The organism is Candidatus Binataceae bacterium (assembly GCA_036495685.1).
GTDB lineage: Bacteria > Desulfobacterota > Binatia > Binatales > Binataceae > JAFAHS01.
On sequence record DASXMJ010000068.1, the window covers coordinates 1 to 23,760 of the forward strand.

Here is a 23,760-nt window from a genome sequence, read left to right on the forward strand (position 1 = left end):
CAATTCCGCTTTTTCCACCGAGGTACTTAGTTCCTGTTGATGCGACCCGCGCGTGCGCATTGACAGGTAAAATAGGCCTCAATAACATCGCAATCCCGCATATTAGTCGCGGCTTACGCGGGTTTTCCGGGCACGAACTAGTCAAGACTGCTCTTACTGGATCCGCAAAAGCCGGAGTGCGTTTTGGGGGCAGCGGGCGGCTGAATCGTCCGTGGACGGCCTTGGTTGAGTAGAGGATTGAGAAAAACGAATACCGGGACGCGAAGGAATTATTGCTCTCAAACAACCTGCCAAGAGGAATGCTGCTTCCCTTTTAGTTCTCCCTCTCCGGGGAGGCTGCAAGCGGAGCAAGCACCCGTTGGAGGATTTTTCCAACCCTTGCCAGGGGCCGGTGCAAAGGCGCGTGGCGGGTGATTTTCTTTGGATTTGAGGCGCACGCGCTGGGCGGTCGCCAAGCTGGTAAGGCACCAGGCTTTGGACCTGGCATTCGAAGGTTCGAATCCTTCCCGCCCAGCCAACTGATGCTTTGTCGCCGGGCGCGAAGGGTAGACCGCGGGTAGATTGCGGAATTTCGAGATGGCAGATCAAGCCAAAGACGCATTGGAAATTTTCACCGGTACTTCCAACCCGGCGCTGGCCCGCGAAGTCTGTGAGCATCTCGGAGTGCGTCTCGGCGAAGCCGAAGTGGGGCGCTTCCCGGATGGCGAGGTGATGGTCGAAGTACACGAGAACGTTCGCGGCGGCGACGTCTTCGTTATCCAGTCGACCTGTTCGCCCCCGAACGAGAGCCTGATGGAACTGCTGTTGGTAATGGATGCTCTGCGGCGCGCTTCGGCGCGGCGCGTCACCGCGGTGGTTCCCTACTTCGGTTACTCGCGGCAGGATCGTAAGGTCGCCTCGCGCGTACCGATCAGCGCCAAGCTGGTCGCCGACCTGATTACCACGGCGGGCGCCTCGCGGGTGGTGACGGTCGATCTGCACGCCGGGCAGATTCAAGGGTTTTTCAACATTCCGGTCGACAACCTGTATGCGATGCCGGTGCTGATAAGCTATCTGCGCAAGCGGCTCGATGGGCAGAAGATCAGCGTCATCTCGCCCGATGCCGGCGGGGTGGAGCGCGCACGCGCTTTCGCCGGGCGGCTCAACGCTAACCTCGCGATCATCAACAAGCGTCGCAGGCGCGCCGGCGAAGTTGCCGAGATGCAACTGGTCGGCGAAGTGCGCGATTCCGTGGCGGTGCTGGTCGATGACATGATCGACACAGCCGGCACCATCACCGAAGCGGCGAAAGTGGTTGCGAACGCTGGCGCCAGCGAGGTGTTCGCAGTGGCGACCCATCCAATTCTTTCCGATCCCGCCTGCGAGCGCCTGAACAAATCGAATATCGTGGAAATTGTCACAAGCAACAGCATCCTGCTGCGCCCGAAGGTGCAGATGGAGCTGAAAAAGCTCAAAGTCCTGTCGGTGGCGCCGCTTATAGCGGAAGCCGTGCGACGCATTCATAATGAGGAGTCGGTCAGCTCGCTGTTCAACTAGGCGAGCCGAATACGGAACCAATCGATGGAAACTGGTGAACTTAATTGTGAAAAGCGAGCGGTAAAGCCCCGCAGTACCATAACCGCGCTTCGCCGCCAGGGCCGCGTGCCGGCGGTGCTCTACGGCCCCGGCTCGCTGCCGACGCCGCTCTCGGTGAGCGGCAGCGAGTTGCGCGATCGCCTCTCGGCCGCGTCGCATACACGCATCGTGCGACTCAAGTCGGGCGCGTCCGAGCTGGATGGCCGCCATGTCATCTTCAAAGAAGTGCAGCGCGCACCGGTCTCCGGCGCGGTGCTTCACGCGGATCTCTACGAAGTCGATCTCCAGCGCGCAATCCAGGTCGAAGTGCCGCTCAAGTTCACCGGCCGCGCGCTCGGCGTCGCTGACGGCGGCATCCTACAGCCGCTGGTGCGGGCGATGACGGTGGAGTGCCTGCCGCTGGAAATTCCCGCAGCGATCGAGGTTGACGTAACCGAACTCGGCGTGCACGACGTTATTCACGTTTCCGCGGTGAAAGTGCCCGGCAACGCCAAGCCGATTTTCGATCAGGACTACGCGGTAGTTTCGGTTCTGCCGCCGACCGTGGCAGAAGCCCCTACCCCGCAGGCTGCCGCCGCCGAAGGTGCGCCCGAGGAGGGTGCGCCCGCCGAAGCCGCAGCCGCTGGCGCGGCAGCACCCGCCGAAGGGGCGCAGAAAGAGGGCGCAGCCCCCGCGGCCGCGGGTGGCGCCGCAAAGAAGGCCGAGCCGGCGGCCAAGAAGTAAACCACGCGCAACGCCGCACGTGGAATCGAGAGGAGTCCGCGCACGTACGACGGCGTGCGCGGCGGGTGGAGGAGCCGTGGTGAGTTTCGCTCATCTACACGTCCATACACAGTTCAGTCTGCTCGACGGCGCCAACAAGATCGCCCCCCTGCTGGAGCACGCTAAGGGGTCCGGTATGGAAGCAATGGCGATTACCGACCATGGCAACATGTTCGGGGCGGTCGAGTTCTACCAGAAGTCAATCGCCAACGGCATCAAGCCGATCATCGGCTGCGAGGCATACCTCGCGCCCGGCAAGCGCAGCGATCGCACGCAGGCGCCCCGCGGCGACGACATGGATGGCGCGGGCAATTTCCATCTCATCCTGCTCGCGCAGAACCGCACCGGCTACCAAAACCTCTGCAAGTTGCTGACCAGCGCCTACCAGGAGGGGCTCTATTACAAGCCGCGCATCGACAAGGAAATTCTCGCGGAGTTGTCCGACGGCCTCATCGTACTCTCGGGGTGTCTATCAGGAGAGATTCCGCGCTGGCTGCGGCAGAGCCGCATGGATAAAGCGTGCGAGGCCGCCGAATGGTATGCGAAAACCTTCGGCGACCGCTTTTACGTGGAGCTTCAGGACAACCGGCTCCATGCACCCATCAACGACGCGCTGCGCGACCTCGCGCGCCGGGTGGGATTGCCGTTGGTGGCGACCAATGATTGCCACTATCTCCATCGCGGCGATGCGAAGGCGCACGAAGTCCTGCTCTGCATCCAGACCGGCAAGACCATGGCGGACGAGAGCCGCTGGCGTTTCGATACCGACGAACTCTACGTAAAAACGCCGGAAGAGATGGCCCAGGCATTTGGAGCCGATTCCGAAGAATTCCGTAACACTATGGAAATCGCCAGGCGGGCCGAGTTCGAGTTCGAATTCGGCAAGTTCCGCTTTCCCGTGTACCAGGCGGGGAAACACGCGAACCTGGACGACGAAATGGAGCAACGCGCGCGCGCGGGGTTGGAGCAGCGCCTTGGCGAGATCCGCGCGCGCTACGGCGAGGTCGATCCCGCCCCCTATCGGGAACGGCTCGATCGCGAACTTCCCGTTATCCGCGACATGGGGTTCTCCGGATACCTTCTTATCGTGCAGGACTTCATGAGTTATGCGCGCGGTCAGGGCATCCCGACCGGACCCGGACGCGGCTCGGTGGTTGGATCGCTGGTGTCGTATGCGTTGGGCATCACTGAAGTCGATCCTATCGAGCACAAGCTGCTGTTCGAGCGCTGGCTGAACCCCGGTCGCAAATCGATGCCCGATATCGACTCGGACTTCTGCTGGGAGCGGCGCGACGAAATTCTGGACTACGTCCGCGGCAAATACGGGGCCGATCGCGTCGCACAGATAATCACGTTCGGAACCATCAAGGGCAAGCAAGCCATTCGCGACGTGGGGCGAGTACTCGGGCTTTCGTTCGCAGAGACCGACAAGATCGTCAAGCTCTACCCGGCGCCCAAGCAGGGACGCGACTTTCCTCTGAAAGATGCCATCGACCTGGAACCGCGCCTCAAGGAAGAGCGGAGGATTCACCCCGAGCTGTTTGACTATGCATTCAAGCTCGAAGGCTTGCTGCGCCACACCTCGAAACACGCAGCCGGGGTGGTGATCGCAGATGTGCCACTTCACTCGATGGTGCCGCTATACGTCGACAAGGAGACCGGCGAAGACGGGCTGGCGATAACTCAGTATTCAATGAAGGGAGTCGAGGAGATCGGACTGATCAAGTTTGACTTCCTCGCGCTCAAGAATCTCACACTGATCAAGGACACCCTCGATCTTATCGGCGCGGGTGGCAAGGAAGTGCCCGACTTGAACCGCTTGCGACTCGACGATGTTGAAACCTATCGATTGCTTGCACGCGGCGACACGGTTGGCGTGTTCCAGATGGAAGGTTCGGGGATGCGCCGCTTCTTAAGCGACCTGAAGCCGACCCGCTTCGAAGATATCGTGGCAGCCACCTCGCTCTTCCGTCCCGGCCCCCTCGATGCGGTTCAGGATGGCAAGACCATGGTCCAGCACTACGTGGACCGCAAACACGGCCGCGAAAAAGTGGAGTACGACCACCCGCTGCTGGAGCCGGTGCTCGCCGACACCTACGGTGTCATCGTTTACCAGGAACAGGTCATGCGTGCCGCGCAGGCGCTGGCCGGCTACACTCTGCAACAAGCCGACACGCTCCGTGCCGCGATGGGCAAGAAGGACAAGGCGGTCATGGAGAAGGAGCATGCCGGATTCATCGAAGGGGCCGAAAAGAACGGACTCCCGCGCACACTCGCGCAATCGATCTTTGAAAAGATCGAAACCTTCGCGTCCTATGGATTCAACAAGTCGCACGCCGCCGCCTACTCGCTTACCACCTATCGCACCGCCTATCTCAAGGCGCATTTTCCGCAGGAGTTCATGGCGGCGCTCATGTCGCTCGACATGGATGATGCCGACAAGACCTACAAGAACATCGCGGCGCTGCGCGAGATGCACATCGCGATTCTCCCTCCCGACGTGAACCAGAGCCGCGTCAAGTTTGCGGTCGCAGAGGGTGCGATTCGCTTCGGGTTGGGCGCGATCCGCGGGGTCGGCGCGAAAACCGCGGGCGCTATCATTGCCGAGCGCGAGGGGCGCGGTCCCTTCGAGGGGTTGGTGGACTTCTGTATTCGCGTCGGCGCGCAACTGGTGAATCGGCGGGTGCTCGAGGCGCTCATCAAATGCGGAGCGTTTGATTCCGGAGGCATCACCCGCGCGGCCCTGATGGCGCAGGTCGAAGACTCCCTCAAGCTGGCGCAAAAGGCACAGAGCGACGCCGAGCGCAATCAGATGGGCCTGTTCGGCGGCGCGGTAGCGGCCGCACCCGGGCCACGCCGCGAATCAGTGCGCGAGTGGGATGCGAAGGAAAAATTGAGAAACGAAAGAGAAGCGCTCGGCTTCTACATCACGGCGCATCCGCTCGACAAGTACGAACGCGTTATCGCGCGCGTCAGCCGATTGACCACTGCCGACCTTCCAGCTGCCCCCGACGGAAGCCAGGTGCAAATTGCCGGAGTAGTCCAGGCAGTCAAGCTCAAGAACAACAAGTCCGGCAAGCGCTACGCGACGTTCTCGCTGGAAGATCGTAATGGAGTGGTCGAGGCGATCGCGTGGCCGGAGACCTACCAGAAGTACGAAGCCGTCATCTCGGGCGAGGGGCCGGTGGTCGCCCGCGGCAAGCTCGATGTCGACGAGGAGCGCGCACAAATCATCCTCGATGATTTGCGGCCGTTGAATACGGCGCTGCTGGATTCCTATCGCGAAGTTCGCGTGCATGCATCGCGCAGCCGCCTCGAAAATGGAGGCATCGATGAGCTCAAAGCTGCGCTGACCCGTTATCGCGGCAAGTCGCTGACCTACCTGCATCTGGGCCTGGACGATGGCCGCGAAGCGGTCCTGCTGCTGGGCGACGGTTTTCGCGTGACCCCGAGCGATGCATTGGTTGCCGAACTAGAGAAGGTGCTGTCTCCGGGCGCGGTCGAACTTAAGTAGTAGCTGCCGGTCGGGATCTGCCGGTCACCCGCCAACCGGTCACTTATCCAGACGACGTCCGCGTAATCCGTAGGTTGCCTTTATCGGAATTGACCCAAGTCTTGGGTCTGCTACGCTCGGCCCCAGGCGACCCTTTGCCCAAGAGAGTTCTAGACGATTGCATAGCGTAGCGAGTGAACAGCACGACCGCGCCGTCCTGGTCGGCATCGACCTGGGCGGACGCGCGGGAATCTCCAGCGAGGAATCTCTTGCCGAACTGAAAGCGCTGGCCGAGAGTGCGGGCGCGAGCGTCGAAGCCACCGTAAGCCAGCGCCTCAAGGCCCCCGATCCACGTACGTTCATCGGACGAGGGAAGACCGGCGAGGTTGGCGAGATTTCGCGGATGACCGATGCGACCGTCGCCATCTTCGACGACGCACTATCGCCGGCGCAGTCGCGCAACCTGGAAAATCAACTGAAGCTGCGGGTTATCGATCGCAGTCAACTGATCCTGGACATTTTTGCGCAGCGCGCCCGCACCTTGGAAGGCAGGCTGCAGGTCGAGATCGCGCAACTTGCCTATTTGCAGCCGCGCCTGACCCGGCAGTGGGCCCATTTGTCGCGGGTGCGCGGCGGTGCGGCCGGCGGCGGAGGAGGAGGCGTCGGCGCACGCGGCGGTGGAGTGGGGACGCGCGGACCAGGTGAAACCCAGCTCGAAGTCGACCGTCGCCGCTTGCGTGAACGCCTCACCCGGTTGCGCACTCGGCTCCGGCAGGTCGAGCGAACCCGCGACAATCAGCGGCGCCGACGCCTGGAAGTTCCTTACCCAACAGTCGCGCTGGTTGGTTACACGAATTCCGGGAAGTCCACCCTCCTGAATGTGCTCACGGGCGCGAACGTCGAAGCCGCGAACCGCCTGTTTTCGACCCTCGATCCGACCATTCGCCGGCTTAGGCTGCGCAACCGCATGACCGTCATGATCGCCGACACGGTCGGGTTCATCCATCGTTTGCCGCATACGCTGGTCGAGGCCTTCAAGGCGACGCTGGAGGAAGTGCGTACTGCTGACCTGCTGCTGCACGTGGTCGACGCCAGCTCCGAACTTGCCGCCGAGCACGTGGAGATAGTGGATCGCGTATTGGAAGAAATCGGGGCCGGAGCCACGCGACGAATTATCGTGATGAACAAGATTGATCTGGTCGAGCATTCGCCGCGAATCCCCGCCAACGCGGAGGCAATTTCCGCCCTGCGCTCCCTTGGACTTGAGCGTCTGCTGGAGCGCATTGGCCGCGAGCTGGGAATCACGCGTCAGGAGGTTGCCGTGACGATCGCCGCCAATCGCGGAGATCTGATTGCGATGGCGCGGCGGGAGGGCGAAGTGATAAGCGAAGAATATCGAGACGGCGTGGTCGCCATGCGCGCGCGGGTGAGCCCTCCGGTGGCAGGGCGGTTGCGCAAAGCGAATCTGGCCGAGGCCTGACAGTCCTGTGACTTGCGATGGCCGTAGCTTCGCCTCATAAGCCGGCTCCCAGGGATACCGGCGCTCCCACCCTTCGGGGACTGCTCAATGTTCCCAACTTCCTGACCCTGTGCCGGGTGGGTTCGATTCCCATTTTCCTTTCGTTTCTCAGCCGGCACCAATACACGGAAGCGCTCTACGTTTTTGTGGCCGCCGCGTTGACCGATGCTCTCGATGGGACGGTCGCGCGGTGGTTCGACGCGCGCACCGAAATCGGTGCCTTCCTCGATCCCTTTGCGGACAAGCTGATGCTGGTTTCAGCGTTCGTGGTTTTGACCGTAGAACAGGATCTGCCGGGTTGGCTGCTCGGGGTAGTGGTCATCCGCGATGTGGTAGTCGTGGGCGGCTACCTGATGGTCGCGTTTTTTACCAGCGAGCGAATGCCGGTAAGACCAAGCTATCTCGGGAAACTGAGTACCGTGCTTCAACTCGCCTGCGTAGTTGCTACCCTGCTTCGAATGGGAGTGGAGTGGTCGAACTACTGGTACGGGCTGCTTTACCTGACCGTAGGCGTCACGGCCCTCTCGGGTGTTCACTATTCCTACCGTGGTCTGGTTTGGCTAGGCTCCCGCGAGCCGGAGATGTTCAGCTGATAGGCCGGTCTGCTCCGCTCTCAAATCAGTGAGGTGCAAGAGTACCGATCGAACCATTGCCAACTACCCAGAGAGGCTCCGCGCCTTTCGTACTCGCCCGGTGGTCCCGCGCGTGCTTACGTAGGGCGGAAATGGCTTCTTGAGCAGCGGACCATCCGTCTTTCCTTCCGAAACCATGACGAGGTCGGCGCGTGACCTCTGTTGTTTCCGCGCAATTTCGCCGGGAAATTGCGATCCGGTTGATTGCGGCGCTTACAGTGTTCGCGGCGATGGCTCTAGCCGAGGCGGCGATGCCACGGCGCGACCGTTCCTTCTCACGGCGCGCTCGATGGCCAGCCAACCTTGCAATTGCGGCGATCAACGAGATCGCGGTGCGAATTCTGCTTCCCATCACCGCGATCGGAGCCGCACTTGCCGCCGAACAGCGCGCAAGCGGATTGCTCTATCGGATCCCGCTGCCAGGCGCGATCGCGCTGGTGATCGCGGTGATCGCCCTTGATCTCGCGATCTATTTGCAGCACAGGGTGTTTCACGCGGTTCCCCTGCTGTGGCGAATTCACCGCATGCATCACGCCGACCTCGACTTCGACGTAAGCACTGGTCTGCGATTTCATCCGCTGGAGATCATGCTCTCGATGCTAATTAAGATCGGCGTCGTGCTCGCGATCGGTGCGTCAGCAATGGCGGTGGTGGCGTTCGAGGTGCTGTTGAACGCCACCTCGATGTTCAATCACGCTAATCTGGAAATTTCTGAAGCGACCGATCGATGGCTTAGATGGATTCTCGTAACCCCCGACATGCATCGTGTCCATCATTCGATCGTGCGGGCGGAAACCAACAGTAACTTCGGCTTCAACCTGCCCTGGTGGGATCACCTGATGCGGACGTATCGCGCTCAGCCTGGTGCCGGTCATCTCGGCATGACCCTCGGCATAGACCAATTTCGCTCGAGCGAAGAGCTGAACCTGCTTCCTTTGCTAACCCAGCCGTTTCGCGGCCTGCCCGGTGGATATCCGACCCGGACAAAACTGCCCCCGTGACGCCCGAGAAGGGTCACTTCATCTCATCTTGAACCAAGCCTGGCAGGCGATCATCTCGCGTCTGCGGCGCCACCGCCCACTGCTGCCAACCACGTAGGGGTTTCCAGACCGAGCCGTCGAAGCGCCCAACCCAGGGTTACGTGCAGCTGCCTCCTCTGAAATGTCCGCAACCGCGGCAGACCAGGTAGTTCCGGGAGCCAGGCGCGGTCTGCAAAAAACGCCGCGGCGGCGCAAATCGCCGCTTCCATGACCTCGGGGTCCAATGGATGAATCTGCCGGTACCATTCGAGAATGGTCTCGGGATCAAGCGGAGATTCAACTGCGATACTCTGGATAAAGAAAGCTGCGTCCAACTCCGGTGGCCCCGCAACCGCTTCCGCCCAGTCGACTAAATAGAGCCGCCCGTTCTTCCATCGAAGATTGTCTGACCGCGCATCGGTGTGCAGGAGTTGCGGGGGTGCGGGTGCGGTCAGGAGCGTGCTCGACACCGATCTCAGCAAGGGACCATTCCGTGCAAACCATTCGGCGGCCTCGGCGGCTAGGTTGCCAGCGACCGCTGCTCTCTCAACTCGAGAGCTGCGGTTGTTCGTCCAATTCCAGAGAAGTCCTGGATCTTTCAGCCATTCGGATGGACGCCTCAGCCAATCCGGCAGCGCGACTCCCCTGTTTGCCGCGTGAAACTTCGCAAACGACTGGACGATCGGTCGGGTGATGCTCGCCGTCCATGGAGGCACGCTCTTGGGACCGAGATCCTCGAGGATCAATATGTCCCAATCGTCGCGGGCGAAATACCCATAGACGGACGGCGACCATTCGCGAATCAGCTCATGGAGCTCCTGGTAGACACGGAGTTCCCGCGCGAAGGCCGCACGCATGAACTCGCTCGCGCCCGGCGAACACCCTTTGAGAAAAGCGCGGCGACCATCTGCCAGCAGCAACCGGAAAGTAGGCGAGGGTCCATAGCCTCCCCAAACTCTGCGGCCAGTGGTTACCTCCGCCCCCAGAACTTCGCTGGTCTTCCTTCGAATCGAAGGTGGAATTTCACGCCACGCCGGCTTGGGCTCCACCCCGGTCCGCACGACTAGTCAGCAGAGCGCCGTCAGTTGGTGGATACGGAAGGCACGTTCATTCCGTAGGCTACTTTCAAATCGTCACCCTGGAATGGATAAACGTGAACCATCCAGCCAAACGCGAGTGGAATGAAACTGCCGCCGGCACTCTCGCACGAGGCTGAGTCGTGAATCTTGCCTTCAAATCCGAAGCGCCCGTCGGCCATGAAGCCGACGCGATGGTCCAGATCGAGCGCTTCAGGATTGGCCGCGACCGGGAGGGTGCCCGGCAGATCGGTTCGATCCGCGCCGATCTTGTCGCGTAGCAGGTCCGTCAAGCTGATACCCCGGGGCAGGCAGATATCAACGTGCTGATGCCACCGCGCAACACTTAAGGGTATGAGGGCGTTGAGCTGGTCGGGGGTATAAAATGCGGGCGCACTATACATCGCGCCGACCAGCAGGTAATCGCCCTCGCCTTTCTTGACGTAGAGCAGTGAACCCGGGCGTTCGGGATCGAAAAGACCCTGATACTCCGCGTTGGCGGCTTCAAAGTCCGTGAAGTGATAGACCTCCTGCGGCACCGACGGCAGAAAAATTCGCAATCCCCGGAAGAGTGCCGCCCGGTAGTCGCGATAAGGCGACAGCGCGCGCCGCAACGTGACGAGCAGCGCCTGGGCGCGCTCGTCATCCTGCGCTGTTTGCGGACGCAGATCCGTCATCTTCATATGCTCGCTCATGTGCATATGCGCGCCCATCGCGTTAGGGGCGCTAGTCATATTGCCCATCGCGCTCATGTCGTGAGCGCGCGCGGGCGCCGCGACTGTCAGTAGTATCGCCAGGCTCGCACAGGTGATGTTCTTCATCCGAAGCTCCGTGTAGCTCACCTCGATTTGTGGTCCGGACCCAAGCGCACATGCGTCAGCGAGGGCAGTTCGCGGCGCACACGCTCCTGGTATTCGAGATCGATTGGTGCAACTACCACTCCTTCCTGGTCGGCAGCGCGCGCCAGCACCCGCCCCCAGGGATCGACGATCATCGAATTACCGTAGTCGCTGAAACCGTGGACGTTTGCCCCGAATTGTGCGGGTGCCACTATGTACACCTGGTTCTCAATCGCACGCGCTCGCAGCAAGGCCTCCCAATGAGCTTCGCCGGTGGGGAAGGTAAATGCGCTAGGCACGGTGATTATCCGTGCACCGCCAAACACGAGGGAGCGGTACAATTCGGGGAAGCGGATGTCGTAACAGACGGTGAGGCCAATTTGACCGATCGCAGTTGAGACGCTAACCACCTCGGTGCCGGGCAGCTTTGCATCCGATTCGCGGATCGTGACTCGTCCGGGCAGGTCGACATCGAACAGATGAATCTTTCGATAGACCCCAAGCAACGAGCCATCCGGACCGAACAACGTCGACGTGTTGTAATTACGCGGCTGACCTTCGGCAAGCTCGGTGATTGATCCCGCAACCAGATGGATGCGGAGATCGCGCGCCAACGCCGCCATGCGCGCGAGCGACTCGCCAGCGAGCGATTCCGCCGCGGCACGCTCGTCGGCCCGCCTGCCGCGCCAGTTGAAAACCTCGGGGAGCGCCACCAGGTTTGCGCCACGCACCGCCGACAGACGCACCAGCCGTTCCGCGCGCTCAAGATTAGCGCCCTTGTCCGGCCCCGCGGATACCTGGATCGCAGCTGCGAGGTACGTCATCGGGCTGTTCCTCTGCTCAAGTTGCTTGCCTACGCTTCCGTCAAACCACTATGAGTGATGAGGTCATTAGAAGTTCAGTCTTGAGAAATCCCGGTCTGCGGTGAGATTTCGCCGAGCTTCTCCGACCGCCATCTCGATACAGACCCCGAGAGCCAACGATCCGCCGCCCTTCTTCTCAATAGCGAGGAACGGCAGGATCGGCGACGACCGACCATGCATCGATCCCGCCGGCCAAATTAACCGCACGTTCAAAACCCATTCGCGCCAGGTAAATTGCTACCTGCGCACTTCGGACCCCGTGATGACAGACTACTATCGTCTCGCGATCGGGATCGAGTTCGGTCATACGCGAGGGAATGTCTCCCATCGGGATATTGGTTGCATCGGGAAACGCCGCGAGCGCTACTTCCTCAGGTTCGCGCACGTCTAGGATAAATGGCCGGTCGCCCCGATCGATCCGTGCCTTCAGGTCGACGGGTGTGATTTCATCGATGGGGGACATGCGCCGATGATTACATCCGGCGCGGCAGCGGCGCTACTGGACGATCGCGTCCGGGTAGAGTTCTACCTTCGCGAAATTCGGCAGCATCGGCGTGGGGATTGAAAAGGTGAACCGATCGCTGCTGCCCGGAAGTAGCGGATCGAAATGGGGTGTTTCGTTGAGGAGACGCCTCACCTCTTCATCCTCGCCCAGGCTGGCCGCCTTCATATTATATATGGTCTCGGCGTGGAGGATTTTCCCCTTCGCATCTTCGAAGCTGATCACCATCCGCACATAGCTGACCGGATGTGCCGTCATGTTGGTCACATCCCCTGCGACCACCAGGTTGGGCGGCATGCAACATGACCGCATTATGGAATCTTTGGTAATTACGACTTTTACGTCTTTGGAAGGGACCACCTTGGTGGCGGGATGATCATAGTAAGCCTTGCGCAAGGCTTCCTGGCGGGCTGTCTCTGAGTCCTGAAGCGGCACTTGTGCGCCCGCGAAAGCAGTACTCGCGAGCCCAGCTACCAGCCACAGCATCGCAGCGACAGTGGTGAGTTTCTTCATGATCACCTTATGGTCAATCTTGGTCGGCGTTATCCGGAATGTCAACGTGATATTAGTCGAAGCTTGGCGTTACCGATGAATTCATCGAAGGACCTGAGTTTCATGGCGATTGCCCTCGAGGAAGCGCGAAAGGGCGCGGAAGAGGGAGAGGTTCCCGTGGGCGCAGTCGCCGTCGTCGGCGCCCAAATCGTGGCACGTGCCCACAATCGACCCATCGCCCTGGTTGACCCCACCGCGCACGCCGAAATCCTTGCGCTGCGCGAGGCAGCCTGCGCTGTCCACACCTATCGACTTACCGACCTCACCCTATACGCCACGCTGGAGCCATGCGTTATGTGCGTCGGCGCGATGGTCACTGCCCGAGTAGGGCGGCTGGTCTACGGCGCCCGCGATGAGAAAGCCGGTGCGCTGGGCTCCGTTTATGACATTGGGCGCGACGGTACGCTGAATCATCGAATCGAGGTCACTCCCGGCGTGATGGCGACCGAATCCGCCAAGCTGTTGCGCCAGTTCTTTCAGACGGCGCGTGGCAGGCCGGCTTGACCGCGGGAGCCGGTCCCGGTCTGATGGGTGTTAGGAGTACAGGACTGGGATGGGCGAGCACCTGGACTGCGTAGTCGATTGCGACTCTCACGTGATGGAACCGCCCGATCTGTGGGAGAAGTACATCGAGCCGCGATTTCGCGATCGTGCGATTCGCATTGCGACCGATGCGGACGGTCTCGAAACGCTGCTGATAGACAACCAACCGCTGCTCAAGGGAGTGCTGGGCGGACTAGGCGGCGCCAATCTGCCGCGCCAATCGTTGTTCGTGCCCGGCCAGATCAAATACGCGGAGGGGTGCCCGCCGGCGAGCTACCTGCCCGAGGAACGCGTCAGGCTGCTGGACGAATGGGGCGTGGATGCGGGCGTGCTGTTTCCGACCGTCGGAATTCTGTGGGACGTTGCGGAAAACGATCTCGCTTCCGCCTATGCGCGCGCCTACAACGACTGGCTGAATGATTTTGCTTCAGGTGCGCGCGCTCGCGTGATTCCGATTGCGCATCTGGCCTTGCAGGATCCGACCGCCGCGCTGGTCGAGTTGCGTCGCTGCTTGAAGCTCGGCTTCAAAGGAATCTTCCTTGCGCCGGAGCCGATCAACGGACAGCGCTTTTCACATCCCGATTTTGACCCGATCTGGCACGAGTGCGAAGAGGCGCAGATCCCGGTTTGTCTGCACGTGATTGTCCGCTTCAATCGTGGACCGGGTCTGTTGGGGAATTTCTACCAGCCCGGTGATTTTCGCGCCGTCTACGGCTTCGCGCTCGGGGGATTCGCGCAGGTTGTGCCAGCCGTCATGACGATGGTGGCTGACGGACTCTTCGATCGCTTTGCTCGACTCAAGGTTCTGTGCGTCGAAGCGGGATGCGGATGGGCACCGTACATCATGGACCGGATGGACCAGAAGTACGAGTTGCTCGGGTGGAGCTTCCCAACCAGGCTAAAGCCCTCCGACTATTTCCGGCGCAACATTTGGGTAGTCGCGGAGCCCCAGGAACGAACCATCGGGTCGGTGATGGATTTACTCGGTGAAGACCGGGTGTTGTGGGGCTCCGATTTTCCGCATATTGATTCCAATCTCGAGGCGCCGCACCTGGTTCGTGCCAGCGCTGGGGCCTTGAGCTTGGACCGCCAGCGCAAACTGCTCGGTGCCAATGCGCGATCAGTTTTTCCGCTGTGAGCCTGTTTTCACACGAAAGGACTGCGAATGGCGAGTGAGAAAGCGAAAGAGAACAAGGCTCTGACCGCTACCTGCGTGGCATGCAACAAGGCGGTCTCGACCGAGACCGCCGTCAGCCTGACGGGAATCGAGGAAGGTCGCCGTAAACCGTTCGTCGTTTGCATTCCGTGTGCGAACAAAGGTTGGCGCCCACCGGGATTCGCAGGCGTCTACACCGTCCGCCCGACATAGAAAACGTAATCGCCCGTTCTAGTAGGGTGTTCCAATTGCCAGGGAGTCTTCGCTTGCCGCGGAGAGCGAACTTGCTATCGCCCAGCAAAATCGTGCGCGATTGCCGAGCAAACCATCGGGCGCGGGTGACGCCAATGCACCTCGCTGAGGGAGCTGCAACCAATGGCCATGGCAAGCGAGCCTCCGGCTACCTTTCCACGCAACGGGACAGACAATGTCGCAAGACTGCGGTCGCAGCATTTCAATTCGATACTTTGAGTCTTGCTTACTATTCCGGGCAGCGATGGTCTTGGGTCGCAGTCCGGCCAACGGGTTGGAGCCCGACCAGAAACAGCGGACTAAAAATTGTACATCCGCCTGGCTTCTTCCCGCAGTTCAGAGCGAAAATCCGGATGCGCAATCGCGATCAATTCATTGGCCCGCTCGCGAATAGTCTTCCCCTTGAGCGATGCGATGCCATATTCGGTCGCCACATAGTGCACGAAGGTGCGCGGCGCGGTGAGCACGCTGCCGGGCGCCAGGCTTGAGACGATCCGCGAAACCCGTTGGCCCTTAACCATCGAACTCGAAGGAGTCACCAGGATAGTCTTGCCACCAGCGAGACTTGCACCGACCACGAAGGCGGTCTGCCCGCCCGTCCCGGTATACATCGTCGGTCCGATCGATTCGCTGTCCGCTTGCCCAGTGAGATCAATCGACAGAGCATTATTGATTGAAATCAATCCTTCTTCGCGCGCGATGGTGCGGATGTCGTCGGTGAAATTGAAGTCGTAAAGCTGAAAGCGCGGGTTGCCGTCGATATATTCCAACTGCTCGCGCGGCGTCAGCGGTGCGATGCCGCTCCCCACCACCAGCCCGGGGAACAATTTCTTGTATTTTCCGGTAAGCACCCCATCGCGTACCAGCGGTGCCGTATGATGCGGGATGATCTCGGTTTGCATCCCGAGGTCGTGATGGTCTGCGAAGTGGGGCATGATCGCACCCGACATTGAACCGACACCGATCTGAATCGACGCGCGATCCGGCACCAACTCTTTGGCAACCATCGCGCAGACGGTGTCGATTACCTTTTGCTCCTCCTCCGCGGGCTGCGGCAGGGCGATCTCCGGCAGTGTGATCGTGCGTTCGACAAACCAATCGACTTCGGAGAGGTGAATCTGGTTGTCGCCACCGACCCGGATAAAGTTGGGGTCGAGTTCCGCGATAACCAGGTCGGCGTTGCGCGCCAGCAGCTTCGACATGACCTGCACTTCGCCGAAATTCAGGTAGCCGTCCTGGTCGGGCGGCGACACCGCCATGATGTAGACGTTGAAATTCTCCATCGAAGGGGGCAAATGACCATCTCGGTAATACGCGACCGGAGCAAAGTCCGCCCGCCCGGCCGAGTACAGAGTGCGGTCGTATGGAGAAACGTAGTGCGATTGGAGGTGGAACCGTTCGCCCAGCCCGGGCAGGTTCCAATCGAACGCGGCGGCGCTGTGGTAAACGAGGACGTTCTCGGTCTCCATTAACCGTCCGGCCAGCGCGGCACACATCATCAGGGGCGTCGCCTGCGCGACCGACAGACAAACCCGATCACCTGATTTGACGTGCGAGACGGCCTCGTCGGGCTGGACCAGGCGCGCCCCCAACTGCGCACGCCAGTCAGGAGCGTGATTAATCCGCGGTGCGGTCGCCATTATGCGGCCGCTGCTGACTGGGTCGGGTCGACGCCCAATTCGCGCAGAAAACCGGCCGTGCGATCGTTGAGCAGGCCTACCTTCTGCATGTTGGTCACAATGGTCTGATGCATCTCACGGCGGAACAGCTTGCGAAAGTAGGCTGCGTCGGCGGAGCTTCGAGCGATTTCCTTGCGCGCGATCCGAATCTCCTCGACCTCCTGTGGACTCATCCCGATTGCTTCGTAGGCTTCCTGCGGGAATTGCCCGGTCAGCACCAGGTGAATTGCCTCGCGGGTGAAATCCTCGAGCTCGCGCATCTCGGAGGGATTCAGGGTTTGGATCGCATCGGGCAGACTCAGCACCGAAAAACCCATATGGCGTGATTCATCCGCCAAGATTCGCTTGCAGATCGTGCGTAGCAGCGGGTCGAGGGCGGTATCCCCCAGCATCCGAAACAACGAAACTGCAAAGGTCTCCGCGATGAGCTGTAATCCCACCGTCTTCACGAACCACTTGCCGTGCCCGAGAATGTACTCGAACACCGCGCGGACGTTTTTGGTGATCGGATAGATTTTCCCGCCGCATTTTTCCATCAGGTAGCGGCTCAACACTTCGGCATGCCGAGCCTCATCGACCACTTGGGTAGCCTGAAAAAACTTTGCGTCGTTGCCGGGAACCATGTTGACCAGTTGGCTGCAGGCGAGCATCGCACCTTCTTCACCATGCAGGAGCTGCGAAAGACGCCAGCAGGAAAATTCGACGTTGAGTTCGGCAAAGCGTTTGGGGCCGAGGCGATTCAGCGTATCGGTGCCGTGTCCATCGACCAGTTCGTTGGCGAAGATGCCACGGTCAAGGTCGACCGTCTGCGTCCAATCGATATCGCGCGCGGCGTTCCACTGATCGCGCTTTGCGTTCTCGTACAAGCGGCGAAGGTCGGGAGCCTCGGAAGTGTAGGAACGCTGGAAAACCGTTTCGAGGGTCGTGGAGATTCGCTCCGCTGTCTCAGCCATATGATGATTCCTCCGCCAGTGCGGCCTGTGCTCCAAGGGAAACTAGCAAATTTGAGCGGGCCGCGAAAACCTGCCGATCGGTCGGTTGTTGCTCGCGCGACCTTCCGGCCCCGTGGCGGCTGGGAGGGAGTTGGAGGTCTCGATGACGCCGCAGTTGGCAATTCCAATTGCCCGTGTATCGTCGACGATCTGCTCTCGTATGTCCGGCGGTTGGTAAGGGCAAAGTGAGGATCTTTGAACCCACGAGCAGAAGCGTTTCCGACCATCTGGATCGAGCGACCGGTGCGCATGTCGTAGAGCGTCTTGCCGAGAGTCATCCAGGGCGGAGGGTCCTTAGAGGTCGATTCGCCAAGGCAGCTCGTGACTGACGGGTGAGGAGGCGGCGCAGGTCGAACCTGTCTCTGCGGTCGCAGGTTTCTCGCGAATGCTCTTCCTTGACTGTGTATAAGCAAACGTAAATGCTGACCGGTTACGGAGAGGTTCGGGAGTCTGGTTTAACCGGCGTGACTCGAAATCACGTGAGCCCTTGTGGCTCCGGGGGTTCGAATCCCCCCCTCTCCGCCAGGCTAAGCATTTGATTTGACTCGATTTTCGAGCGAAGGGGTCTTCTTGGGGACGGTTCGAGGGATAGTTCGCTTCCAGGAGGAACGTCAGAGGAAAGGGGAAAGAGATTAAAGATCACGGGTTTGCCGCCATACTGTAGTGCTGCTCGTCTGGCGCGACCAAGGCCTTGATAACGTGTTCGAAGGGCTACCGCAAATCGTGAGATTGCGTGGCCCTCGTGAAGCGCACTAATTGGGCTCCTCGCGCTGGTCTGGGCCTAAGTGCTTTCTGGGCATTTTGATGTAGCGCGTGTCATATCCAATGACTGCCATGCCTGACTGCAGATATATTTGCCGGAAAAATAATGAACTACATGTCAAATGCAACATTTCGGCGCGCCGCGTTTGCCCTAAAGGCGAGGCTCGCGAACCACACGCCGCTCCGACAGAGCGAATTCCCGTTAACCGGTTAACTTTACGCGGCGATGTTTGAAGCCGAACGGATCACTGGGTCCGACTTCGAACCTGATCGACTGATCGAGTTTCTTCGGCCGCCCTTTCGTAAATTCGAAATCCCGACACCGATGAGCCCTGCGCACGCCGCTCGGGTTCTCCAGGAGATCGTCGAACCGCCCCGAAAGTGGGGGTGGCCATCTTCCACGAAGCGCGGATATTTCGAGGGCAGGGTTGCAGGTAGCCGCTTCAAAATTCATCGAATCATCAGATACCAGGGCTCATTCCTCCCGATAATTGAAGGGAACTTCCGGCGCGACGGCTTGGGAACCATCGTGACGCTGAACATGCGCCTAGTGTGGCCTGTGGTGCCTTTTTGGATCGGCATAATAGTGTTCCTAGCGTGGAGTTCGGTCGCCGTCGATTCGCGCGTGGCCGGGCCCCTTGAGGCTCGAATGGCGGTAATCGCGATGACGCTGTTCACATATCTCGTCGCGACGGTGCCCTTCGCAATCGAGGTGCGGCTCGCCATGAAGCGCTTGTTGAAACTGATGCGCTATGGGTCTGCTGACTTATAATTGGATGGTGAAGGAGCCAATTTGTGAAGACATCAATCTGCGAAATGCTCGAAATCGATTTTCCACTTGTAGCTTTCAGTCACTGCCGGGATGTTGTCGCGGCGGTCAGCCGGGCGGGCGGATTTGGTGTGCTGGGCGCGACTGCGTTCACGCCTGATCAACTCGAGCTGGAGCTCAAGTGGATTGACGAGCATGTCGACGGCAAGCGTTACGGAATCGACGTGCTGATTCCAGAGAACCTTTCGATAAAGGAGGAAAAGGGGGTGACCTACGGGATGCTTGAGGAGCGCATTCCGCAAACACACAGGGACTTCGCTAGAGAGCTGATGCGCAACCATGGAATCGAGCCGTCGCAGGCGCTCGAAGGAGTGCGGAGACGCTCGCCCGAAGCGCCCATCTCGATGCAGCAGGAGAATGCGCTGAAACTGTTGGAAGCATCGTTTCGCCATCCGATTGGGCTAATCGCGAACGCGCTGGGAGTGCCACCGCAGGAAATGATCGACCTAGGACGCAAGCATGGCGTTCCGGTCGCCGCGCTCGTCGGCGCGCCCGAACATGCAGTGCGCCAAGCCCAGGCGGGAGTCGACATTATCGTAGCCCAAGGAGGAGAAGCGGGAGGACATACCGGTCAGGTAGCGACGATAGTGTTGGTCCCCGAGGTGATTCGCGCGATCAAACCGATACGGAAGATTCCGGTCCTGGCAGCGGGCGGTATCATGACTGGCAGGCAGATGGCCGCGTGCATTGCAATGGGCGCCGCAGGAGTCTGGACCGGTTCGGTGTGGCTGGCGACCAATGAATCTGAGACCACGGAGATCTTTCGTGAGAAGATGATCGAGGCGCGATCTCGCGACACTGTGCGCTCGCGATGCCGCACCGGCAAGCCCACGCGCCAGCTTCGTTCCGCCTTCACCGATGCGTGGGAGGGGCCCGACAGTCCCGGAGCATTGCCGATGCCCCTGCAGAGCCTGGTTAGCGAGCCCACGCTGGCGGCGGCGCAGATCGCGGCGGAGAAAGGCAACAGGAAAGCGCGCGAACTTGTGACTTACTTCGTCGGACAAGGTGTCGGATTGGTGGACAGCGTGAAGTCCTGCCGCACGGTGGTTCAGGAGTTCATGGAAGAGTTTGCCGAGGCCGTGGCCGACCTCAATGCTGCGGTCGAGGAGTAGTTACCCGCTCAGCCATTGGCGATATCCATAAACACGACTTTGCTAGGTGGGACAGACGGTGAAAGTGCGCACGGGTTCAAATCCTTTCGTCATCTTGAGCATGCTCGGGTGCTCATTCCTGATTCAACGACTAGCATCTTTGGCAAGCCGGTGGACATTGTGGTTTTCGGCTACACCCATGAGGCTATGGTGGAAGCTCACCAAGGGGTGCTTTTCGTCAATCCTGGAAGTCCCAGCTTGGTGAAACAGAACATAAGGCTCGGCACAGTAGCCATCCTTAGAGGTTACGCCAGAGAGCAAGACTGCCCGGATAGTTGACCTAGCTGCACTGGACGCGTGTGTCCCTCGGGGACGAACCAGATGGCAGAAGGGCTAGACTTCGGTACTGGCACATTCGAAAAACATAGGAAAATATTACCGCTTCTTCCCGTCATCTACTTTGCCGGTGTTTTCGAATCCCCCCTCTCCGCCAGAAAAATACTCCAGAGCCATCCAGCTAGGTCCGAAACGTCAAAGGCATGCGAGCTGCCGCTGCTCGATTTATTCATGAATCAATCTGCAGCGCTTATCTCACCCAACAACGGGCCCGCGGAAGCGGCACCCATGGGAGTGTCCGCTGCACGCCGCATTGACAGGTATGCATTCGTCGTTATCCACAGCAAAGGCGCGACACCGACAACGATAAATACGAGATCGCCTGGCAGCCGGACCCACTCCACGAAGCGGGCCGCCGTCGTTCCCAGGTATTCATGTCCGCGGGTGTGCCAATATCCGTTTTGCAAAACGTCGTACAACTGCATGACGCCCCCAGGAAACAGGTTGAAGGTGATCATCGAGGCGAGCCCGAGATTAAGTCCCCAGAATGAGACCCGTACCCATTTCTCGATACTCGCCCAACCTTCGTCAGCGACGACTTCGCGGCACGCAAAGACCAGCGTCGCGACGCCGAGCAGACCGAATACGCCCATGAATGACGCGTGTCCGTGGTTGGGGCGTAAGAATGGTTCCGACCTCGAAATAGCTCACGATTGGCATGTTGATCAGAAACCCGAAGACGCCGGCGCCAAGGAAGTTCCAGAACCCCACCGCCATCAGGAAGTAGAAGGTCCACTGATACGAAATCGCAGTGCGTTTGCCACCGCTATCGATATCGCCCTCGCTGACGCGGATGAAATCCCACGCGTCAAGCGTTAATAAAACCAGGGGCACCACTTCGAGCGCCGAGAAACTCGCTCCGATGGCCATGGTCATGCTCGACTGCCCCGTGAAGTACCAATGATGGGCAGTACCGAGAATGCCGCCCATCAGGTACAGGATGGCATCCAGATAAATAACGCGTTTGGCGCTGTTAACATTGACGGCTCCGAGCCGATAGAACAGTACGGCGACCACCACGGTCACAAAGAGCTCAAAGAAGTCTTCGACCCACAGATGAACGATCCAGAAGCGCCAATGGTCGACGATCGCGAAATTGGTGGCGCTGTTATAGAAGAACGCGGGCAGGTAGAACACCGGAATCGCAAGCCCGAGAGAAAAAACAGCACCGAGAGTTCGCCATGGTCGTGATTGCTGAAAGACGGTTTCACCGCTCGAAGCAATAAGAACACCCAGATCACGAGACCGGCGGCCAGCCCTATCTGCCAGGCCTTGCCGAGATCGAGATATTCCCAGCCCTGGCTGCCGAACCATTCCCACAAGCGGCCTGCCATTCGCCAATCAGGCTGCCGCCCACTACCACGATCAATGCGACAAAGAGCAGGTTCACCCCGAATGACTGATAGGGTGGATAGCCTCCCCTAGCGACGGCGCGATGAACAACCCCCCGGCTAAAAACGCGGTGGCGATCCATGGGATCGCAAGCTGCAGACGGCAGGTGCGGAGAAGCTGACTTGGAAAGATGCGTGAAATATCGATGCCGTAGAAACTTGCGGCGTCGGCCCTGAAGTGCGCGACTCCCCCGCCGACTAGGACCTGCGCCAAGAAGAGCAGGCTGACGATGACAAAGTACTTCAGCGTCGCACGCTGGCTCGCCGTCGGACGATGGGGCAGCATCGCGGGTCGTCGCTGTGCATCGCGTTGCCATCCGAGGAAGTCGAAACGCCCGAACGCAAAGAGCACGGCGGCGATTCCACCAAGCAGCATCAGCAGCTCATCGCGCTCCACAAAACTGCGTCCGCGGTTGGAACGTTCCCCGCGAGGGGGTCGTAGGGAAAATTGTTCGTGTATGAGTAAACCTTCCCGGGGCGCTGGACCGCACTTGCCCAAGCGGCCCACGCAAAGAAGGCCGTCAACTGTCGCAGATCGTCCTAATTCTCGATTACGCCCGGGTAAGGCCGCCATTGTGATCGGGAGTTGAGAAGTAGTCGCGCCATTTCTGCTGCTGGGTGCGAAAGGAATCCGCCTCAGCTCGGGTGAACCTCAGCGTACGTGATGAGGATTCGTAACGATTTTGCTTGCGCGTGTGTGCTACCGCAGCGTCAAGCGAACCGGCATCGTTTTTCTGATTCGCGCCGAGGTCCTGATTCATCGAGGTTGAGAGCGAGCGACGGACATCGAGTGCCAACGTATGCAGATATTCACCTGAAAAATCGGGACCCAGGTAAGCGCCATGGCCCCAGATGGTGCCGTTCTCCATGAGGCCGTGGCTCAGAAAGACTTGCTGTCCTGCGATGATGTCTCGCCCGGTGAACAGTGTAGCGCCCAAGGGATCCACGACCCGCGCAGGAATCGGCGGCGCGTCGCGGTAGGTGCGGGCCGCCAAGTAACCGAGAGTCGCCAAGCCCGTCGCCATCAACAGCATCAGGGCTCGCCTCCACCACGGAGATAGTTGAGTATCCATTCGAAATTCTACGTCGTGCTGATGCGAGCTGCCTTCTCTGGCCACATGACACTATCGGTTCGTCGTTCGAAGGGCGAAGTCGGTTTGCTAGGGCGATATCCGTAGAGGCAGCCCTTCGAACCGAGACCGACCGAGACATCGTCAGAGCCGCGGAGGCGACGCATCGTCTTGAGTGAGCCTGCGACCTCTGCTATTAAAACTGCATATCTGCAGACAGAATCACTACGGCGCGGAGCGCCGGGAGATCCTCATATGGCCCCACTTGCATTTTCGCCAGACCCCCTCGGCCCGCTAGTGCTCACCACAGGGGACTGGCTGCGAGCCGCACAGACCCCAGTTATGCCATGGGACCCGACTCTGTACACCATCCTCGACTATCTGACCGGACCAGCTCTGCACGCAATTACCTGGATTGCCTTCATCGCCGCGGCGCTTGCCTACGCGCTGGGGGTCGAGTTCGACGGTGGAGTCCGTCGCCTTTTCCGCATGGGAATCGGCCTCCTCTTGGCATCGCACGCCGTGCAAATCATGAATTTTCTGTTTGGTTAGCGGAGATCCGCTTGAGCCATCAATTCGTTAAGAGCGTCGCTAACATTGCCCGCCACGTGCTCACCTCTCCGTTTCGCCTTCACCCAGCCGTCGCGTGTGTCGTCCGGAAGACCTTCCGTGACTCAGCAAATACGAATTCGCCCCGCAACAAAAAGGAAAACGTGATGAAGAGCAAGATAGTGAACATCAGGATACCCTCGGAAATCGAGCGCACG

At 59.9% G+C, this 23,760-nt stretch carries 24 protein-coding genes and 2 tRNA genes; 15 read left to right on the forward strand and 11 right to left on the reverse strand.

The window, feature by feature from the left end; translation table 11 throughout:
- Positions 1–441 precede the first annotated feature (441 nt).
- From VGI36_07700 to VGI36_07730, 7 genes are all read left to right on the forward strand, one after another.
- Positions 442–517: transfer RNA gene (locus VGI36_07700), tRNA-Gln, on the forward strand.
- 59 nt (positions 518–576) lie between these two features.
- Positions 577–1,536: a ribose-phosphate pyrophosphokinase gene (locus VGI36_07705; GenBank protein HEY2485018.1), complete on the forward strand. Its 960-nt coding sequence runs from the start codon at positions 577–579 to the stop codon at positions 1,534–1,536.
- 24 nt (positions 1,537–1,560) lie between these two features.
- On the forward strand, positions 1,561–2,298 hold the full coding sequence (locus tag VGI36_07710; protein HEY2485019.1) for a 50S ribosomal protein L25: 738 nt from the start codon (positions 1,561–1,563) through the stop codon (positions 2,296–2,298).
- 79 nt (positions 2,299–2,377) lie between these two features.
- On the forward strand, positions 2,378–5,851 hold the full coding sequence (gene dnaE, locus VGI36_07715; protein HEY2485020.1) for a DNA polymerase III subunit alpha: 3,474 nt from the start codon (positions 2,378–2,380) through the stop codon (positions 5,849–5,851).
- 157 nt (positions 5,852–6,008) lie between these two features.
- Entirely contained in the window at positions 6,009–7,310 is a 1,302-nt protein-coding gene (gene hflX, locus VGI36_07720; protein ID HEY2485021.1) for a GTPase HflX, read from the forward strand.
- Positions 7,311–7,327: 17 nt separating this feature from the next.
- Positions 7,328–7,942, forward strand: a complete 615-nt coding sequence (locus VGI36_07725) for a CDP-alcohol phosphatidyltransferase family protein (GenBank protein HEY2485022.1) — start codon at positions 7,328–7,330, stop codon at positions 7,940–7,942.
- 191 nt (positions 7,943–8,133) lie between these two features.
- Complete coding sequence (locus tag VGI36_07730; protein ID HEY2485023.1) at positions 8,134–8,982, forward strand: sterol desaturase family protein; 849 nt, start codon at positions 8,134–8,136, stop codon at positions 8,980–8,982.
- Positions 8,983–9,032: 50 nt separating this feature from the next.
- Here the strand turns inward: VGI36_07730 and VGI36_07735 are convergent, their stop codons facing one another.
- From VGI36_07735 to VGI36_07755, 5 genes are all read right to left on the reverse strand, one after another.
- Positions 9,033–10,049 (reverse strand): aminoglycoside phosphotransferase family protein, encoded by a 1,017-nt coding sequence (locus VGI36_07735; protein ID HEY2485024.1) that lies wholly within the window; start codon positions 10,047–10,049, stop codon positions 9,033–9,035.
- Positions 10,050–10,081: 32 nt separating this feature from the next.
- Entirely contained in the window at positions 10,082–10,897 is an 816-nt protein-coding gene (locus VGI36_07740; GenBank protein ID HEY2485025.1) for a hypothetical protein, read from the reverse strand.
- A gap of 17 nt (positions 10,898–10,914) precedes the next feature.
- Positions 10,915–11,739, reverse strand: coding sequence for a carbon-nitrogen hydrolase family protein (locus VGI36_07745; GenBank protein HEY2485026.1), 825 nt, complete (start codon positions 11,737–11,739; stop codon positions 10,915–10,917).
- A gap of 175 nt (positions 11,740–11,914) precedes the next feature.
- Positions 11,915–12,241: a rhodanese-like domain-containing protein gene (locus tag VGI36_07750; protein HEY2485027.1), complete on the reverse strand. Its 327-nt coding sequence runs from the start codon at positions 12,239–12,241 to the stop codon at positions 11,915–11,917.
- Between the two features lie 33 nt (positions 12,242–12,274).
- Positions 12,275–12,793: a hypothetical protein gene (locus VGI36_07755; protein HEY2485028.1), complete on the reverse strand. Its 519-nt coding sequence runs from the start codon at positions 12,791–12,793 to the stop codon at positions 12,275–12,277.
- A 75-nt stretch (positions 12,794–12,868) separates the two neighbouring features.
- Here VGI36_07755 and tadA point away from each other — a divergent pair, with 75 nt between their 5' ends.
- Genes tadA through VGI36_07770 form a run of 3 tightly spaced genes read left to right on the forward strand, consistent with a single transcriptional unit; the run spans position 12,869 to position 14,744 of the window.
- Complete coding sequence (gene tadA / locus VGI36_07760) at positions 12,869–13,336, forward strand: tRNA adenosine(34) deaminase TadA (GenBank protein HEY2485029.1); 468 nt, start codon at positions 12,869–12,871, stop codon at positions 13,334–13,336.
- A gap of 49 nt (positions 13,337–13,385) precedes the next feature.
- Positions 13,386–14,513, forward strand: coding sequence for an amidohydrolase family protein (locus VGI36_07765; GenBank protein ID HEY2485030.1), 1,128 nt, complete (start codon positions 13,386–13,388; stop codon positions 14,511–14,513).
- A 27-nt stretch (positions 14,514–14,540) separates the two neighbouring features.
- Positions 14,541–14,744: a hypothetical protein gene (locus VGI36_07770; GenBank protein ID HEY2485031.1), complete on the forward strand. Its 204-nt coding sequence runs from the start codon at positions 14,541–14,543 to the stop codon at positions 14,742–14,744.
- A gap of 338 nt (positions 14,745–15,082) precedes the next feature.
- Here VGI36_07770 and VGI36_07775 read toward each other — a convergent pair whose 3' ends face one another.
- The gene (locus VGI36_07775) at positions 15,083–16,423 is read right to left on the reverse strand and encodes an acetyl-CoA hydrolase/transferase C-terminal domain-containing protein (protein HEY2485032.1); all 1,341 of its coding nucleotides are present in this window, start codon (positions 16,421–16,423) and stop codon (positions 15,083–15,085) included.
- On the reverse strand, positions 16,423–17,415 hold the full coding sequence (locus VGI36_07780) for a ferritin-like domain-containing protein (GenBank protein HEY2485033.1): 993 nt from the start codon (positions 17,413–17,415) through the stop codon (positions 16,423–16,425). The genes VGI36_07775 and VGI36_07780 overlap by 1 nt, the downstream gene beginning before the upstream one ends.
- A gap of 473 nt (positions 17,416–17,888) precedes the next feature.
- Between VGI36_07780 and VGI36_07785 the strand changes: the two genes are divergently transcribed.
- The 3 genes from VGI36_07785 to VGI36_07795 all read left to right on the forward strand — a co-directional run bounded on the left by VGI36_07785 (position 17,889) and on the right by VGI36_07795 (position 20,157).
- Positions 17,889–17,979 (forward strand) — tRNA-Ser (locus VGI36_07785).
- A gap of 562 nt (positions 17,980–18,541) precedes the next feature.
- Positions 18,542–18,988 carry a hypothetical protein gene (locus VGI36_07790; protein ID HEY2485034.1) on the forward strand — a complete coding sequence of 149 codons (447 nt, stop codon included), beginning with the start codon at positions 18,542–18,544 and terminating at the stop codon, positions 18,986–18,988.
- A gap of 23 nt (positions 18,989–19,011) precedes the next feature.
- On the forward strand, positions 19,012–20,157 hold the full coding sequence (locus VGI36_07795; protein HEY2485035.1) for a nitronate monooxygenase family protein: 1,146 nt from the start codon (positions 19,012–19,014) through the stop codon (positions 20,155–20,157).
- A 551-nt stretch (positions 20,158–20,708) separates the two neighbouring features.
- Here VGI36_07795 and VGI36_07800 read toward each other — a convergent pair.
- The 4 genes from VGI36_07800 to VGI36_07815 all read right to left on the reverse strand — a co-directional run bounded on the left by VGI36_07800 (position 20,709) and on the right by VGI36_07815 (position 22,996).
- Positions 20,709–21,125 (reverse strand): hypothetical protein, encoded by a 417-nt coding sequence (locus VGI36_07800; GenBank protein HEY2485036.1) that lies wholly within the window; start codon positions 21,123–21,125, stop codon positions 20,709–20,711.
- Positions 21,061–21,846 carry a cbb3-type cytochrome c oxidase subunit I gene (locus VGI36_07805; GenBank protein ID HEY2485037.1) on the reverse strand — a complete coding sequence of 262 codons (786 nt, stop codon included), beginning with the start codon at positions 21,844–21,846 and terminating at the stop codon, positions 21,061–21,063. Before VGI36_07805 ends, VGI36_07800 begins: the two co-directional genes overlap by 65 nt.
- A gap of 72 nt (positions 21,847–21,918) precedes the next feature.
- Positions 21,919–22,320 (reverse strand): hypothetical protein, encoded by a 402-nt coding sequence (locus tag VGI36_07810; protein ID HEY2485038.1) that lies wholly within the window; start codon positions 22,318–22,320, stop codon positions 21,919–21,921.
- A gap of 154 nt (positions 22,321–22,474) precedes the next feature.
- Positions 22,475–22,996 (reverse strand): hypothetical protein, encoded by a 522-nt coding sequence (locus tag VGI36_07815; protein HEY2485039.1) that lies wholly within the window; start codon positions 22,994–22,996, stop codon positions 22,475–22,477.
- 252 nt (positions 22,997–23,248) lie between these two features.
- Here VGI36_07815 and VGI36_07820 point away from each other — a divergent pair, with 252 nt between their 5' ends.
- On the forward strand, positions 23,249–23,545 hold the full coding sequence (locus VGI36_07820; GenBank protein HEY2485040.1) for a TrbC/VirB2 family protein: 297 nt from the start codon (positions 23,249–23,251) through the stop codon (positions 23,543–23,545).
- An 11-nt stretch (positions 23,546–23,556) separates the two neighbouring features.
- Positions 23,557–23,760, forward strand: a 204-nt coding sequence (locus VGI36_07825; protein ID HEY2485041.1) for a hypothetical protein, incomplete at its 3' end; no start/stop codon positions are given.

Excerpts from the sequence above, each read along its gene's own strand:
- VGI36_07815 (HEY2485039.1), bottom strand. The coding sequence starts at position 22,996 with ATGGATACTCAACTATCTCCGTGGTGGAGGCGAGCCCTGATGCTGTTG.
- VGI36_07800 (HEY2485036.1), bottom strand. The coding sequence starts at position 21,125 with ATGGGCGTATTCGGTCTGCTCGGCGTCGCGACGCTGGTCTTTGCGTGC.
- VGI36_07755 (HEY2485028.1), bottom strand. The coding sequence starts at position 12,793 with ATGAAGAAACTCACCACTGTCGCTGCGATGCTGTGGCTGGTAGCTGGG.
- VGI36_07820 (HEY2485040.1), top strand. The coding sequence starts at position 23,249 with ATGGCCCCACTTGCATTTTCGCCAGACCCCCTCGGCCCGCTAGTGCTC.
- VGI36_07805 (HEY2485037.1), bottom strand. The coding sequence starts at position 21,846 with ATGGTTCGGCAGCCAGGGCTGGGAATATCTCGATCTCGGCAAGGCCTG.
- VGI36_07745 (HEY2485026.1), bottom strand. The coding sequence starts at position 11,739 with ATGACGTACCTCGCAGCTGCGATCCAGGTATCCGCGGGGCCGGACAAG.
- VGI36_07750 (HEY2485027.1), bottom strand. The coding sequence starts at position 12,241 with ATGTCCCCCATCGATGAAATCACACCCGTCGACCTGAAGGCACGGATC.
- VGI36_07740 (HEY2485025.1), bottom strand. The coding sequence starts at position 10,897 with ATGAAGAACATCACCTGTGCGAGCCTGGCGATACTACTGACAGTCGCG.
- VGI36_07705 (HEY2485018.1), top strand. The coding sequence starts at position 577 with ATGGCAGATCAAGCCAAAGACGCATTGGAAATTTTCACCGGTACTTCC.
- VGI36_07780 (HEY2485033.1), bottom strand. The coding sequence starts at position 17,415 with ATGGCTGAGACAGCGGAGCGAATCTCCACGACCCTCGAAACGGTTTTC.
- VGI36_07790 (HEY2485034.1), top strand. The coding sequence starts at position 18,542 with ATGAGCCCTGCGCACGCCGCTCGGGTTCTCCAGGAGATCGTCGAACCG.
- VGI36_07765 (HEY2485030.1), top strand. The coding sequence starts at position 13,386 with ATGGGCGAGCACCTGGACTGCGTAGTCGATTGCGACTCTCACGTGATG.
- VGI36_07770 (HEY2485031.1), top strand. The coding sequence starts at position 14,541 with ATGGCGAGTGAGAAAGCGAAAGAGAACAAGGCTCTGACCGCTACCTGC.
- VGI36_07710 (HEY2485019.1), top strand. The coding sequence starts at position 1,561 with ATGGAAACTGGTGAACTTAATTGTGAAAAGCGAGCGGTAAAGCCCCGC.
- VGI36_07775 (HEY2485032.1), bottom strand. The coding sequence starts at position 16,423 with ATGGCGACCGCACCGCGGATTAATCACGCTCCTGACTGGCGTGCGCAG.
- tadA (HEY2485029.1), top strand. The coding sequence starts at position 12,869 with ATGAATTCATCGAAGGACCTGAGTTTCATGGCGATTGCCCTCGAGGAA.
- VGI36_07725 (HEY2485022.1), top strand. The coding sequence starts at position 7,328 with ATGGCCGTAGCTTCGCCTCATAAGCCGGCTCCCAGGGATACCGGCGCT.